Source organism: Bombilactobacillus mellis (assembly GCF_000967245.1).
Taxonomy (GTDB): Bacteria; Bacillota; Bacilli; order Lactobacillales; family Lactobacillaceae; genus Bombilactobacillus; species Bombilactobacillus mellis.
In genome coordinates, this window is sequence record NZ_KQ033877.1 from 846491 (window position 1) to 861751 (window position 15261).

The 15261-nt window shown below is 32.7% G+C and carries 15 protein-coding genes; 9 read left to right on the forward strand and 6 right to left on the reverse strand.

Features of this window, described 5'->3' with window-relative positions; translation table 11 throughout:
• Nucleotides 1-107: 107 nt before the first annotated feature.
• From JG29_RS04095 to JG29_RS04110, 4 genes are all read left to right on the forward strand, one after another.
• The gene (locus tag JG29_RS04095) at nt 108-1391 is read left to right on the forward strand and encodes an amidohydrolase family protein (protein WP_232297081.1); all 1284 of its coding nucleotides are present in this window, start codon (nt 108-110) and stop codon (nt 1389-1391) included.
• Entirely contained in the window at nt 1381-2727 is a 1347-nt protein-coding gene (locus JG29_RS04100; protein WP_045922622.1) for a uracil-xanthine permease family protein, read from the forward strand. The genes JG29_RS04095 and JG29_RS04100 overlap by 11 nt, the downstream gene beginning before the upstream one ends.
• Before the next feature lie 267 nt (nt 2728-2994).
• Nucleotides 2995-3522 carry a PadR family transcriptional regulator gene (locus JG29_RS04105; protein ID WP_045922623.1) on the forward strand — a complete coding sequence of 176 codons (528 nt, stop codon included), beginning with the start codon at nt 2995-2997 and terminating at the stop codon, nt 3520-3522.
• A gap of 98 nt (nt 3523-3620) precedes the next feature.
• Nucleotides 3621-5324, forward strand: a complete 1704-nt coding sequence (locus JG29_RS04110; RefSeq protein WP_045922624.1) for an MFS transporter — start codon at nt 3621-3623, stop codon at nt 5322-5324.
• 47 nt (nt 5325-5371) lie between these two features.
• On the opposite strand, the gene JG29_RS04115 is transcribed toward JG29_RS04110, so the two are convergent.
• Both JG29_RS04115 and JG29_RS04120 read right to left on the reverse strand, forming a co-directional pair.
• Nucleotides 5372-6214, reverse strand: a complete 843-nt coding sequence (locus tag JG29_RS04115; RefSeq protein WP_045922625.1) for a M55 family metallopeptidase — start codon at nt 6212-6214, stop codon at nt 5372-5374.
• A gap of 26 nt (nt 6215-6240) precedes the next feature.
• Nucleotides 6241-7848 (reverse strand): peptide ABC transporter substrate-binding protein, encoded by a 1608-nt coding sequence (locus JG29_RS04120; RefSeq protein ID WP_045922626.1) that lies wholly within the window; start codon nt 7846-7848, stop codon nt 6241-6243.
• A 213-nt stretch (nt 7849-8061) separates the two neighbouring features.
• Here JG29_RS04120 and JG29_RS04125 point away from each other — a divergent pair, with 213 nt between their 5' ends.
• From JG29_RS04125 to JG29_RS04135, 3 genes are all read left to right on the forward strand, one after another.
• Entirely contained in the window at nt 8062-8430 is a 369-nt protein-coding gene (locus tag JG29_RS04125) for a DUF3021 family protein (RefSeq protein WP_045922627.1), read from the forward strand.
• 956 nt (nt 8431-9386) lie between these two features.
• Nucleotides 9387-9656 carry a DUF6275 family protein gene (locus JG29_RS04130; RefSeq protein ID WP_045922628.1) on the forward strand — a complete coding sequence of 90 codons (270 nt, stop codon included), beginning with the start codon at nt 9387-9389 and terminating at the stop codon, nt 9654-9656.
• A gap of 2 nt (nt 9657-9658) precedes the next feature.
• Nucleotides 9659-10300, forward strand: a complete 642-nt coding sequence (locus tag JG29_RS04135) for a hypothetical protein (protein ID WP_045922629.1) — start codon at nt 9659-9661, stop codon at nt 10298-10300.
• Nucleotides 10301-10530: 230 nt separating this feature from the next.
• Here the strand turns inward: JG29_RS04135 and JG29_RS04140 are convergent, their stop codons facing one another.
• On the reverse strand, nt 10531-11052 hold the full coding sequence (locus JG29_RS04140; protein ID WP_045922630.1) for a GNAT family N-acetyltransferase: 522 nt from the start codon (nt 11050-11052) through the stop codon (nt 10531-10533).
• A gap of 378 nt (nt 11053-11430) precedes the next feature.
• Here JG29_RS04140 and JG29_RS04145 point away from each other — a divergent pair, with 378 nt between their 5' ends.
• Nucleotides 11431-12240, forward strand: coding sequence for a hypothetical protein (locus tag JG29_RS04145; RefSeq protein ID WP_045922631.1), 810 nt, complete (start codon nt 11431-11433; stop codon nt 12238-12240).
• Nucleotides 12241-12723: 483 nt separating this feature from the next.
• Complete coding sequence (locus JG29_RS04150; protein ID WP_045922632.1) at nt 12724-13617, forward strand: SDR family oxidoreductase; 894 nt, start codon at nt 12724-12726, stop codon at nt 13615-13617.
• Nucleotides 13618-13804: 187 nt separating this feature from the next.
• Here the strand turns inward: JG29_RS04150 and JG29_RS04155 are convergent, their stop codons facing one another.
• Genes JG29_RS04155 through amaP form a run of 3 tightly spaced genes read right to left on the reverse strand, consistent with a single transcriptional unit; the run spans nt 13805 to nt 15088 of the window.
• Nucleotides 13805-14323 carry an Asp23/Gls24 family envelope stress response protein gene (locus JG29_RS04155; protein ID WP_045922633.1) on the reverse strand — a complete coding sequence of 173 codons (519 nt, stop codon included), beginning with the start codon at nt 14321-14323 and terminating at the stop codon, nt 13805-13807.
• Between the two features lie 12 nt (nt 14324-14335).
• Entirely contained in the window at nt 14336-14518 is a 183-nt protein-coding gene (locus JG29_RS04160; RefSeq protein ID WP_045922634.1) for a DUF2273 domain-containing protein, read from the reverse strand.
• A gap of 12 nt (nt 14519-14530) precedes the next feature.
• Entirely contained in the window at nt 14531-15088 is a 558-nt protein-coding gene (gene amaP, locus JG29_RS04165) for an alkaline shock response membrane anchor protein AmaP (protein WP_045922635.1), read from the reverse strand.
• Nucleotides 15089-15261 lie beyond the last annotated feature (173 nt).

Below are 15261 nucleotides of genomic sequence, written 5' to 3' on the forward strand. Positions count from 1 at the left end.
ATAATTCGTTTTATGTAGGAGGGATAAGTATTAAATTCGCTAAAATTATTCGCGGGAATTATTTTTCTGCTATAAATCCGAACGAAATTGAATATCAAGAAAATAATTTGCTTTGTCTAGATCATCAGGGCTATATTGCTCAAATTATATCGCCACAAATGAAAGATTATCAGCTGCTTATTGACGCGGCCAAAAAAGCTGATTGCTTATTGGAATTAGCAGCTGACCAAGTTATATTGCCAGGGTTTATTGATTTACATATTCATGCCCCTCAATGGCCCAATGCCGGAGTTGCTTTAGATCAGCCGTTAGAGCAGTGGTTGAATGCCTATACTTTTCCCTTGGAAAAAAGGTATCAAGATCCTTCATTTGCCAAAAAAGTCTATGCCAATCTTGTTCAAGAATTATTAGCACAGGGAACAACTACTGCTTTATACTTTGGCAGTGTCCATAATCTGGGAAATTTGGAATTAGTAAAAGCTTGTTATCATTATGGTCAGCGCGGTTTTGTGGGTAAAGTAGTTATGGATAATCCGCAACAAACTCCTGAGGATTACCGCGATCTTTCTACTGCGCAAGCTTTGAGAGATACGGAAGATTTTATTAAAACGGTCCAACAGCTTAATCAATCTGAATCGATTCCGGTTACCCCCGTGATTACACCGCGGTTTGTTCCTAGTTGTACAACGCCTACTTTGGCAGGCTTAGGCTACTTGGCCCGTCAGTATAATTTACCAATTCAATCCCATTGTAGTGAAAGTGATTGGGAAAATGATTATGCTATCCAAAATTATCATCAGCGCGATGCCGAAGTTTTAAATCATTTTGGATTGCTCACAGATAAAGCTGTCATGGCACATGGTACGCTTTTAAATGAGGCAGATCTGAATTTGTTTCAAAAGCGACAAGTAGCTTTAGCCCATTGTCCGATTTCTAATGTTTATTTTGGTAATGCAGTATTACCTGCCAAAGAAATTTTAGAACGAAAAAACAAAATGGGATTAGGAACTGATATCTCCGGAGGTTTTAGCCCCAGTTTATATCAAAATATCCGTCAAGCAGTAATTTCATCACACCAACTTCATGAAGGTGTAGATGCTCGCATTGACCCGTCCACCCGCGGTTCTTCTCGCAAAATGTTAACGATGAAGAATGCTTTTTACTTAGCAACTGTCGGTGGAGCCCAAAGTTTGCATGTGCCCGCCGGGGTTATTCAAGTTGGGCACTATGCTGATTTGCAGATTGTTCGCCAGAATTGGCAGGCTTTTCAAGCAGAAACACCAGTAATGCGGTTTGAAAAGTTTATGTATCATACTACGAAAGCCAACATTGATCAAGTGATGGTTCAAGGAAAGTTAATTAATTTAAACCAGGGAGTTAATGATGACTAAAAATAACGATTTATTGTATGGACCCGAAGATCGAATTCCAGCTTTAGAGGCTGGGTTATTAGGATTACAGCATGTCTTAGCCATGGATGTTTATGTACCACCTTTAATTATTGCCGGGCTTTTGTCACTGGATGCTGTTAATAAAACCGGTTTTTTACAGGTTGCGTTTTTGGCTTGTGGATTAGGTACTTTAATTCAAACAGGCTGGCTAATGAAAATGCCCATGTCGCAAGGACCTTCCTATGTACCAGTAGGGGCTATAGTGGGAATTTATTTGGCTAATGGTGGTGGCCGCGGTGGAATGGCTACGGTTCTCGGGGCGAGTATTGTCGGAGCGGTTTTATTAATCCTGTTAGGAATGACCGGTCTTTATCAAAAAATTATCAGTAAATTAGTACCGCCAATAGTGGGAGGTACTATTATTGCTTGTGTGGGATTATCTTTGTTACCATCGGCGATCAATGATAATATTTTTCAAGCCGCTGGTAACACTAATCAAAATATTATCTTAGCTGGGGTTACGATGTTAGCTTTGTTGGCTGCGATTGTTTTGAGTAATTATTTCTTAAAATTACAGAAGTTTTTAAAAGCCGGATCAATTGTTATTGCTATTATTATAGGTACTTTATTGGCCAGTCAAATGCATCTTTTTAGTTGGACTGCTATTCAAAAGGCAAGTTGGTTTGCTTGGCCACAATTTACCGCTTTACATTATGGAATACGTTTTTCCGGAAGTGCAATTTTAACTTTTATTATTATTTATATCGTATTAACAACTGAAACAACAGGTACTTGGTTTGCCATGAGTACGGTGACAGATACAGCTATTTCTGAGCAGCAATGGAATCGAGGTCTTATTGGTGAAGGTTTAAGCTGTTTAGTTTCAGCTTTATTAGGTAGTACACCAATGACTGGTTATTCTACTAATGCCGGAGTGGTCTCAATTACAGGGGTAGCTAGTCGTCGTGTCTTTTTAGCAGTTGGTTTTTGGTTCATTGTTTTAGGTTTTGTCGGGAAATTATCTGCCTTCTTAGCAAGTATTCCTAGTGCAGTTATTGGCGGTGTTTTTTCGATTATTTGCATTATTATCATGTTAAATGGTTTGAAATCCATTCCTCAAATTAATGGTAATCAGATTTATACAGTCGGAATACCAATGGTTTTAACCTTTGCTTTGAATTTGGTTCCTGCAAAGATTATGAGTCAAGCACCGCAATTTTTACAATACTTTTTAAAATCTCCTATTACCATTGCTGCTTTAACCGCGATTGTGTTAAATTTAATTCTCAACCAAGAGTATCGAGTAAGAACGCCTAAAAAGAGTTTAGAAAATTAAATTACTTGGAGTTTCTTGTTTGAATTTGTTTTTCTTGCATCTTTAAAAGATTTTTTCTGAACACATAATTAATTTTTAATATCGAAATAATAAAATATTTGTTTTTAGATAGTTCCTATAATACTTACTTCAAATCAGTTCGGCTAGTAAAGGCCTTTGTTTGTTAAAGTGTGTGATTGGAAAAACCAGTCTTATTTCTCTATATTAGGTTATGATAATATTAAGAAACACAATCTAAATCAGTTAAATATAGTGAGGATTACTTTTATGCAAGGTAAAGATGTCGTACTAGGTTTGTTGAATAATAAGGAATTAACTGGATATGAAATTAAAGAGATCTTTGAATCACAACTAAAGTATTTCTTTGATGGCAGTTTTGGGATGATCTATCCACTTTTAAGAAAACTGGAAAAACAAGGTTTTATTAAAAAAAGACGAGTATTACAAACGAATAAACCAAATAAGAATGTTTACTCGATTACTAGTGCGGGTAAAAAAGAATTTCATAATTATTTGGCATCAGAAACAGCAGATGAAGTTTATAAGTCAGATTTTTTGATGCGACTTTATTTTGGCCGTAATCTAAAAAAAGAAAAAATTAGAGAACTTATTCAACTGGAAATTTCCAAAAAAGAAAACAATTTGGACGAGTTAACCCGTAATTATGAAAAATGGAAAACGAATGGTATGGATTCTTTACAAGAAATCACCTATAAATATGGAATTTCTTACTATCAAACAGCCTTAAAAGTTTTAAGGGAAGCTTTAAAAGAATTTACAACAACTACGGAATAAATATTTGTTATCTTAAAAAATATTATTAAAAAGCATATTAACATTGTTAATATTAATTGCTATAATTTATATTAACAATGTTAATAGAGATGAATAATATGAATAAATCAAAGTTAACCGTAGTTGCTTCGTGTATTGGTATCTTTTTATGTATGTTAGATACAACTATTATGAATATAGCTTTACCAGCTATACAGACAGGCCTAAATGTAAATTTAAATGACTTATCCTGGGCGCTCAACATTTATACAATTTTATTTGCAACGTTGACGATCCCACTTAGTAAATTATCCGAAAAATTAGGCATGCATAAATTTTATGTTGGGGGCATGATTATCTTTCTATTAGGATCATTAATATCTGCTTTTTCGAGCAATATTACTATCCTGATTTTTGGAAGAGCTTTTCAGAGCCTGGGAGCAGCAGTTGTTTTTCCCTTGTCTATGACTATTGGCATATCCACAGTTGAAATTAGTGACCGGACTAAAGTTATTGCTGCTTTAGGTGTTACTCAAGGTTTAGCAGCTGCTTTAGGGCCATTAATTGGTGGGGTGCTAACTCAATTTTTATCATGGAGATGGATCTTTCTAATAAATATTCCCCTGATGATTGTGTCAATTTTGATATGTCTTTATTCTTTAAATTTTGCAGAACCAAGTAAAAATATTCCAATCGACCTGATTGGCTGTTTTTTAAGTATGATTTGTTTATTTAGTCTGACAATAGTTTTAGTACAAGGTAGGAAATGGGGCTGGACCAAGTCGCTAACATTATTATTAGTGATATTAGCGGTGATAAGTTTTGTAATTTTTATTATTTACGAAAAAAATATAGATAATCCCATGATTCCTATGAGTTTATTTTCCGATCGACAATTTAATGGAGCAGCTCTTACCATCCTTTTAAGTAATTTATTTCTGGTGGCAGTTACTGTTATACTACCTACTTATTTTACGAAAATCCAGGGCAAAACCGAGTTATATGCTTCGCTTTTAATTACTCCCATTACCGTTATGATTTTTATCTGTTCACCAATTGCTGCAATTTTAATAGCTAAATGGGGTGCCAGATTAGTCATTTTTGTAGGATTTTTAGCAATGTTTATTGCTTACGTTATGCTATGTAAAATAAATATGGATAACCAATTGCAAGTAATTGCTGCTTGTGCCATATTAGGCTTTGGTTATGGTGTTATTACTGGACCTATAACAGTCCTAGCTGCTTCAGATTTTACTGGAGAAAAATTAACAGCTTCTCAAAGTGTTGCTGGTGTTTTGCGCCAAGTAGGAGTAGTGCTTGCAATTGCGATTTTTGTTACAGGCTTATATTCTAATATGAAAGTTGCAAAATATAATTCCATTGAATATGCTGTTGCTAAAATTCAAAAGTTAGACCTTTCTCAAAAACAAAAGAAGGTTATGATTATTACTACTAAAAACGGTATAGAATCTGGTAATCCTAGAAAAAAATACTCTAAGAATCATATTTCCTCTAATATTCGTAAAAAAATAATTAATGCCGAATATAATAGAGTAACAGGTTACAAAAAAGAGATAAATTTCACAATGAGGAAAATTATTAAAACTCAAATTACACAAAAAGTAAATCGACAACTAAATGTAACTAATAAGAAAATCAATCACTGTATTCAAGGCATTCAAAAATATTCTAAAAGAGAATTTTCTAAGGCTTTTATCAAATTGTATGCCAATTCTTTACCGTTTTTGTTGATGGCTCTTTTGGTGAGTTTGGTTTTTAAAAAAAGAAAGAACTATGACAGTAACCAAAAAAATAGAGCCTGAGGCTCTATTTTTTGTTGGTTGATGAATTTTTTACTAGTTAAAGTTAATTAAGCTTGGGTACCGCCAAGAGTTACTATAGCAATAATTTCATTGATTAGTTTTTTCATATTCGAACATTGTACTGCAATAGTTCTTCCATCAAGTCTGGTCACATCTTGTAATAAGTCAATCACATCAGCTTGGGCCGTATTGGCTAATTGTATTTTTAAATTTAGAGGATGATTATAAGGTTTTATAGCGCTATACGGTTCAGGATTATCAATCACCTCTTTAGCAGCTGCGATTATTTGATTTTGCACTTGCTTTTGAGGATAGCTTAGTGCTGCATATCTGGCTAGGGACTTTTTAGTAGAAACATATTTAGGAGTAGGAAACATTTTTTCAGTGAATAATTGTTCTTTTAAAGCTGAATCACCAATAACTAAGGTGACAGGAACTCCCAATTCAGCGGCAAAAGCGGCATTGATTGTAGTTTCATTTTGATATTCATCATTAATCCAAATCTTATAAGCAGAACGGGCGCTATAACCATGATCCATATTACCATTTTCTTTTCCAATTCCCGAATGATAGCCGACAAAAAATGCTTGGTCAAAAGAAGAATCGAGTCCGCTTAACATGTAATCTTCACGTGGATAACCATTAATAAGAGCAATTCTTTCGTCTATTTTGGATAAATAGTTATAATTCAAATTATTGCCTTTAGAATGAGAATCAGAAATGAGAATTTCTTCGACTTGATCATTATTAAAAGATTGTTGAATTCCCTTTAATACCCAGGCCACTTGATCATTATATAATTGGCGAAATTCTTGGTTGTCATCTTTTTCCATGTTCCAATCAGTAATTCCGGCTAAGCCCTCAATATCTGTTGAAATATAAATTTTCATTACTTTCTAATCTCCTTGTTAATAATTTATTTCCAATAAGCGTTTTTATAATATGGAAAGCCCATTGGTCCCATAACAATTCCTTTCAGGTGAGGATTAATCAAATATACTTCCGATAAGAAATATAGTGGGGTAAGCGGAGCCTTTTGTGAAACATATTTATTGGCTTCTTGGAGAGTCTCCCAACGCTTATCAGGATTACCAGCGTTATCAATATTTGCTGTTTTCATAAGTTGATCATATTGGGCATCTTTCCATTTACCATCATTATTAGAATTATCAGACATCAAAAGATTTAAGAAATCAGTTGGATCGGAATAAGTTGGTGTCCAGCCACCTAAGACTGCATCAAAATTTCCCGATTTAGCGGCTGATAATCGATTGTTAAATGGGACCGCTTTAATAGATACTTTTAAGTCTGGTAAATTATTTTCCAATTGCGATTGTAGATACTCATCAACTTTTTTATTTTTATCATCGTTACTTGATAAAATGGTAAATTGAGCCGAACTCATACCTAATTCAGCTAAGCCCTTTTTCCACAAAATTTTGGCTTGCTGCGGATCAAAATTGTTTAATTGCCCAGCCTGCTTTGCAAAATCCTTTTGGGAATTGTTATTTTTAAAACCGGTTGGGACAAAGCCTGTAGCTGGAGTTGATTTATCTTGTAAGACCTTATTTGTCAATTGATTAAAATTAATTGCTAATGATAAGGCTTTTCGAATATTCTCATTACTAAAAAGTTTTTTCTGTGTGTTGTATTCTAAATAAAAAGTTCCCGGAACTTTACGGACATACAAATCTTTATTGCCTTTTTGATTTTTGACTTCCGGACCAGAAATCGGAATCAATGATAGTTCTTTAGATTGATATTGATAGACTCCGGTATCTTGGGTTTTGACCACGGAAACTTTGATCTTATTAAAATAAACATGCTTTTGGTCCCGATAATTTTTATTTTTTTCATAGGCCCATGTATCGTTGGTACCATCCCAGCCTGTGAGAACAAAAGGACCATTATATAAGGTATGTTTGGAATCAGTTCCATATTTTTTACCTTGGGCTTCGACATAAGGTCGATAAAGTGGAAAAGAGGCGCTCATAGCTAAAATTGACGGAAAATAGGGAATAGGGTGATCCAAATTAATTTGCAGTTTATATTTTCCTAAAGCCTTAATTCCTAATGCTTTAGGAGACATTTTGCCGGAGTTAACCGCTTTATAATTCTTTACACCATCCAAATAATAAGCTTGTTGCGATTTGGTTTTGGGATTAACTGTTCTTTGCCAACCATATACAAAATCTGCTGCAGTAACAGGTTTACCATTACTCCATTTACCATTATGCTTAAGATTAATGGTATAAGTGCTGCCATTATTTGACTTTTTGGGCATTCCCGCTGCTAAGGCGGGTTTTAACTGCCCAGTTTTGTCAAAATCGTATAAACCTTCATTAACTTGTTCGGCTACTTCAGCCGATTCATTGTCCATGGCTAAGGAAACATCGGCGGTACTCAATTCTGCTGAAGAAGCTATGGAGATTTCTTTTTTGCTGTTGGCATCGTTACTTTTATTACAACCAAGTAAACCTAAAGTACTTAAGGCTGCTAAGCCAACTAAAAGCGCTTTTTTCATATTATCACCTCACATTAAAAATTAAATCCTTCCTTTTCATTTAAATAATGTTATCTAATACTAACTTTTTTTAATTTTAATTTCAATATGGAATTAAAATTAAATTAAAAATAAATTTCTATCTAGTATCTTTCATAAACAAATTAAACTATTATTAGAAATTGAACTATGATAAAATCGTTTTACAATTAACTATCCACTAAGGAAAACGTTATGAACTATATTTTATCTGCAATAATACGTGGAAGTATTCCTTTTATTATTATGAGTCTACTTTCCGGAATTATGAAATTTCAGCGACTGGACGATTACCAGGTTAAATCGACTTTCATCACGGGGTTAATTGTTACAGCAGTCGTTGCAGCTTCTGTTATTTATGAAGTTGAAAGCTGGTCATTGATTAAACAATCTATCATTCACTTTTTAATTATGCTACTAACTGTATATCCTTGTCTGGTATTTAGTAATTGGTTTCCCAATAAAACAGCACTAGACTTAGTGAAGATATTTGGTCTATTTTTGATTGTCGGTATTATTTTGTGGACGGTAGCAGATATTTTGTTTGGTAAAATCTTAAAGTAATAATTTTAAACAAACAAAAAACTGCTTCTTGGAAAACGGAGCAGTTTATTTGAGTATTTTTCCAATATTCTCATTACTAAAGTGTATTTTGCATTGATATTCTAAATAAAAAGTTCCTAGATTTGGACAGGTTATAAATCACCATTGCTGTTCTGCTTAAAAATAATTGTCCATTACATAATATTATCTAATAATAGCTTTTTTAATTGCGATTCTAATTTAATAATTTAGAAATTAGTAAATCCGCAAGATTAGCTAAGGCTAGATAACTACCCGTAAATTTATAAATATTTGAAGATCTGTATATTTTTACTGAAAATAATTTAAACATTATTAAATTTTAATGATTTCAGAAAATTATTATTGGATGACATCATAATAAAAAGCTCTGTCTACTATTATTCTATTAGCTTTAAAATCCTCAAATAGTAGTCCTTAAACTATGTATATAAAATAAAAAAGGGTAATTATAAATTATATTTTCAGTAATAATTAATTATATTAGAAAAAATCCCTGATTAATTATTTAAATTTAAAAAAATCTGTTATAATAGCAATAATTTATCAATTCTGGAAATATAAATAATGTTTTCATTAGTTTGAGATGAGGAAGATTCATGTTTATGAAAATAATAATAAACAAAAATAGCTCTACGCATAACGCAGAGCTATGACATCTCCCCCGCTATTAATATATCATAGGTGGAAACAAAAGTATCTCAAAAAGCATTATAAATGTAAAAAATATAATTTTTTGCGAAAATAATTAATTTCTGTAAATTTTTTTAATTAAAAATTAATTGTTACTAGTTGTTAATTTTTAACTCTACTTCTTGTACAGGCAAAGATACTCAATTAAAAATGTACAAATTAATGGCACGTTATTATTATTTGTGATACATTATTCAGAATAACTAATTTATATAGTTTATTCACTTTGGGAGAGGGGTATAAAAATGAACAATATAAATTTTCTTAGGATTTGTCGGCAATTATTAGTTGAACGGTACAATAAAATGTCGGATTTCAAACAGACTATTGGCGAAGAAGATATCCAAGTAATTTGGAGTTGTCAGACTTTACAAAATAATAAGGCGATTTTATCGACCAATTATAAAGATGGAATTTACTATGAGATTAGTTATGATGGCAATAAAAAAGAGTTTAATTTAGATGTTTATCATAAAATCGATAATAGCATCTATAGTGATGTTGCGGAATATTAGCAATGGCAAAAGAAAAAGCAATTAACTGGAATAAGAATCAACATTTGGTCAAACAGTCTTCATTTTTGGATGAATTTGTCAGCCATATATCTGCGAGCTCTTTAACTAATCTTCAAAGCCTTAGTGGTGCTGAATCAACCAGTAAGCTTACTAAAAATACCGACGGTTTTGTGAAAAAAATAATAAATGATTACAGTGTTAATCAGTTATTAAATTTTTTAAGTCAGCCAATAACGCCGGCAATTATTCAAGAAGTCCGAGTTTTATTACGGAAATGTGCCAGTCGTAACAAACATATTCAGTTGCAATTGAATACTTTGCTGCAAAAATTTAATCAGTCTTTAGTACCAGTATTTAGCAATCAGAGTTTTCAACAGGAATTACAACAGAAATTAGGAGTTTCTTCGGCGGTCATTGGGAAAGCAATTAAAAAATTGAATCACTATTTAAAAAATGATCCGAACACCTCTACGTCCACGGCTGTAATTTTATTATTTATAACTTTGGGGGCTAGCTTGGTTTCTACAAGTACTTCATTAGGTTCGGCCAATATTTTTCTGCTTGTTACGACGGTTTTGGATTACGTTACGGATATAATTCAATTAGCGTCATTATTTCAAAATAAGAATCATTCCGCTTTATAAAATCAGGATTTTACTTTGATAAGATGCCAATTAGTTTTGGAATAATAAAAAATCTTCAGTGTTATTGTCCACTGAAGATTTTTTATTATTAATTTGCTTTTGAGATAGGTGAAGAAAAAGATGACTTGATATAAGCAGTAGGCTACCATGCCTACAACCCAAATCATAGCATAGTTAATTTTTTTTGTAAACGATTTATTTGGTGATATAACTAATTATTTGTTGCAAATTTATAAATTAAGTTCATAGGCTAGTCGAAAACTACGCTGCGGATCATTCAATCTAATTTTTCCCTGATAAGTAAAACCATTCTTTTGAACGAGGTGTTGCATGCGTTGATTATCAGGATGGGTATCAATTCTAAAGTTAGCAAAATTTAGCTGATAGCCTACTGTTAGTAAGCAACTGATTAAAATAGAACTTAAACTATGTCCTTTAAAATCATCTGCGAGAGCAAAGCGATGGATTGTGGCATAAGGGGAGTTATTATTAAGCCAGCTGCCATCTATTATCTCTTGATAAGTAGGTTCTGGTTCTTTTAAGAGGGCAGCGGTTCCGGCTATTTGTTGGTTAGAAATTAGAACGTAACTAATATTGTTTTGGATATCTTGTTTAAGTTGTTCGACACTGGGCTGACCATCCTGCCATTGATTAATATTTTCCCTTAATAATTGTTTTTGAGCATCATGAATAATCTTCATGACCTGGTCTAATTCAGTTGCTTGCGTGTGACGTAAATAAATTTGCGGCATAGTTAACACCTCCATTGAAAACTATTAATTAATTTATGTTAAAATTTAAGCATTTTAAGTTAATTTTTGCAAGACAGAATTCTATCTTGCAAAAATTAAGGTTAATAAATTAGATTTTTTAAATACTTATAATTTAAAAGAAAATCTCATTTTTTATATAAATGATCCAAACACAACTTTTGTGCTGATTCTAAACTTATAGGGGAAATTTAGAAATTTTAGATAGTTTTTACTAGCGTTAGTAAACCGTAATAAAATATTGGGGATAGTTTGTAAACGGTAAATCAAACTTGTCTTTGTATGGGTGGTTTGCTAATATTTTATTAGATTATATTAATCATTTTTTGAAAGCGATACCAAAGAAAGAAGGCTAGTTTAGTGAAACTTTTTACAGCTACTTTTCAACAAAGTCAAGCAATTACTTCGACCCGAGCGGAAGAAATTATAGAAGATATAAAAGAGAACCCCAGTTTGCGTCGTAAGTATTGGCGGGATTATAAAGGAATGTTATCTTTTTATTTTTTGACAATTTTTCTTATAATTTCCTTTTATGTAATTTTTCCTCATACTTTTGGCGCAGTAACTAATTTTTTGTGTCTATTGGTTGTGGCTCAAGCAGTTATTGCTCCTTTTATTATGTTAATCAGTTCATTTTATCATAATTGGATTATTGAAAAGTTAGTTACTCAGGGTTTGTTGAGCATTTTAGGAATAGTTCTAATATTTATAGAATTTCCTTTTTTTTACTTAACAATTAAGAAGATAACTGGACCGGTGGAATTTATTCTTATCGAGCTTTTTTGTGTGGTTGTGACAGTATTCGGTATTTATTTAGCTGTTAAAAGTGTTATTAAACAAAGAGCCGCTTTATTACAGATACCCAATCCTGGCCAAAGTCCGGTTTTTACTAAAATCGATAAGGGGTTCAAAATAATGAGTGCTTATTCCAGTATTATCCTTTTGCTTATTTTGGTGTTTAAGTGGCTGCAAAAGTTGATTTTTCGAAGTTTTGAGTGGGATCGAACTCTGAAATCTATTGGGTTTACGTTGTTTATGGCCTTATTTCCGGCTGGTGCTATTTATTTTATAGTAGCATATAGTCCGATGGATATTTTTTTGCCCTTATATTATTTAAAGAAGTATCAGTCTGAGTATGAGGCCAAGTATCAGATTAGTTTTAAAGGTTAGAAAAATACATATACAGAAAGTATTGGAAAAATTTTATTTGAGTTTAATTTTTTAGAATACGTATCTGAAAATACGAGGAGTCTGCTTTACTTAAATAAAAAAATTACCCGGAAGTAGCAATCAGCAGATGCTTAAATCTATATGTTTTCGATATATCTTTATCTGAAATTATTTCAGAAAGTCCTACGCATTTAATTTGGAATTTAATTTTGCTTTTTAAGGTAGAAATAATTCGTATTCTTGATTCTATCCTAAATAAATTTGTGGCCAGATTAGCTTCTCTCTATTTAGAAATTTAAAATTATTATGAATTTAAACGAAACAAAATTTTATAGATATTTGTTGCTAAAAATCTAAATATCACAATTTCGGAAGATTTTTAGTGTCTGTACTATAATGAAAATAGGCTTAGTTACTAAGGCCTGAAAGTTTTTAAAGGTTCATAAAGTAAAGCTTCACAGATTAAATGGGAGAGGTGTTTTAATTATGAAGTCAGAGCTCAGAGATCCACAAAAAGAGTATTATGCACAAAACTATGATAAGCAGCCACAAACATATCCAGGGATTCAATCACAAATGCATCCTCAGCCAGATAGCGATGCACAAAATTATGAAGGCAGAGGATTATTAAAGGGACGTCGAGCTTTAATAACTGGTGGTGATTCCGGAATTGGCCGCAGTGTGGCGATACATTTTGCTAAAGAAGGCGCCGATGTTGCAATTCAATATTTGCCAGCTGAAGAACAAGACGCTCGAGATGTAGAAAAAATTATTAAAGCTATCGGTACCAAAGTATTTTTATTGTCAGCAGATTTTCGTCAAGAACAAGAACCAGAAACAGTAGTTCAAAGAGCAGCCGAAAAATTGGGCGGATTAGATATTTTAGTACTTAATGCTGCAATTCAGCAGCATGTTAATAATATTGATGATTTATCGATGCAACAGGTCAAGGATACTTTTCAAGTTAATATTATTTCAATGTATGCAGCTGTAAAAAAAGCGTTAGCATTTTTGCCAAAGGGTAGTTCCATTATCACTAGTACCTCGCTAGAAGCCTTTAATCCGACGCCTATTTTATTGGATTATGCGGCGACTAAGGCTGCAATTGTTAGTTTTACTACAAATTTAGCGAAGGCATTAGCTGACAGAGGTATAAGGGTTAACGGGGTAGCTCCCGGCCCTGTCTGGACACCGCTTCAAGTTTGCGGTGGGCAACCTCAATCAGCAATTACTTCTTTTGGTAGTGAAGTGCCACTGAAAAGAGCAGGACAACCGGATGAATTGGCACCTACTTATGTATTTTTAGCATCTAATTTAGCTAGTTATACTACGGGACAAATATATGGTGTCACTGGTGGGACTCCTATTAATAGTTAAGTTTAATTATTGGCTGCTATTAATTAATTTGAAAGCTAAGCTAAGCATTCGTAAGGATGATAGCTTAGCTTTATTTTTTAACAATAAAAAAGGGTGGCCTGGTCGTCCACCCCAATAAGTTAATGGTTTTAGAAATTTTTATTTGCGAAATAAAAATTAAGAATAAGAAGACATAATTGTGTAAGCCTTATTTCACACGGTTGTTGGAAGAAGTCTTTTCTTGCATCTTATCTTGGGCTTTTTTGCCTTCTTGTTTAGCATTTTTTCCAATATTGTCAGTTGCATGACTAATTTTATCCTGTAAACTGGTAGAATCCTTTTCATGCTCGGCTTTAGTTTTAACATCTACAACATTAACGTTAACTTCAACTACTTCTAAACCGGTCATATGCATTACTCTTTGATAAATTTTGTCTTTGATTTGATCATAAAGTTTAGAAATATTAGTGCCATATTCCGCAACAATGTCTACGTCAACAGCAACTTGCTTTTTACCAACTTCAACATTAATTCCTGAGGTTACGTCATCATTGTTTACCAATTTATCAGTCAAATTAGAAAAAAAGCCACCATCCACGGTCAGTAGTCCATCAATATCAGATAAAGCCATTCCAATGATCTTTTGGACAACTTTTTGGTCATAAGTGAGTTCACCTTTGATTTCAGATTGTGAATTTCCTTGTGCCTTTTCATTTTCTTTTGCCATTGTGTATTCCCCCTAATTTTTTTGCAATATTTTAAACAACTTGGGACAATAATGTCCACCAACGATCCCAATTATGGTGAGACAAACAATAAAAATCGTTTTGATAAATCCCAGCCAAACAAATCCTATTGCCATTAATAAACCAATTAAACCACCGACAATTTCGTAATTATAATGCTCCCTTAATGTTTTCATTATTTACACCTCTTATTGAAGTTTGCGATTTGTATTTTCTTCTTGGGGATGATAATTAGCTAATTTAATTCTAATTTTTGGCTTTTGCTCTATTCCCAATAGATTGCGCAAATTATCTTCTAAGGTATGTAGATAATTGTCAAATTTGGCCTGAGCATTATTACTAGCCAACAAATCACCAGCAATTTTAATTTTAATTTGGCGTTTGGTTAAACGTGAACTTACCTTAGGATTGTTGAGATAAGGTTCTTTTTCTAAAGAATCTTTCACAAAGTTGTTAATGGCTTTCGCAGTAATCGTTAAGCGACCATGCTTTTTATTGATTAAATTAAATTTACGCCTTGTTGGATAAAAGAGAACTGTCAGTAAAAATACCAGCAGTAACAGCAAAACCAGCACACTGGCGATTAGCAAATAATAAGCTAGGAACGTGTTACTCCAAGATATTGGTGTCCAATTCATTTTTATATAAGGCTCAATGAGCCACCAATTAGCGTTAATAATTAATACTGGCATTGGCATCATTAATAAAGCAATGATTACTAATAGCCACTTCCAACCACGGTTCAAAAAGCTCACCTCCCTTTACTAGTCATAATATCACCTTTGTTAACGGCAATACCAATTTTTACGCTTTTTATTATTTGTTTCAGAAAAATTAAAAAAGCTGGTAGTTTCCTAAGCGCCCAGCTTTCTAATCGCTCTAAAAATTAATCCTGTTCTTACGTTAGTCTGTGATTTCA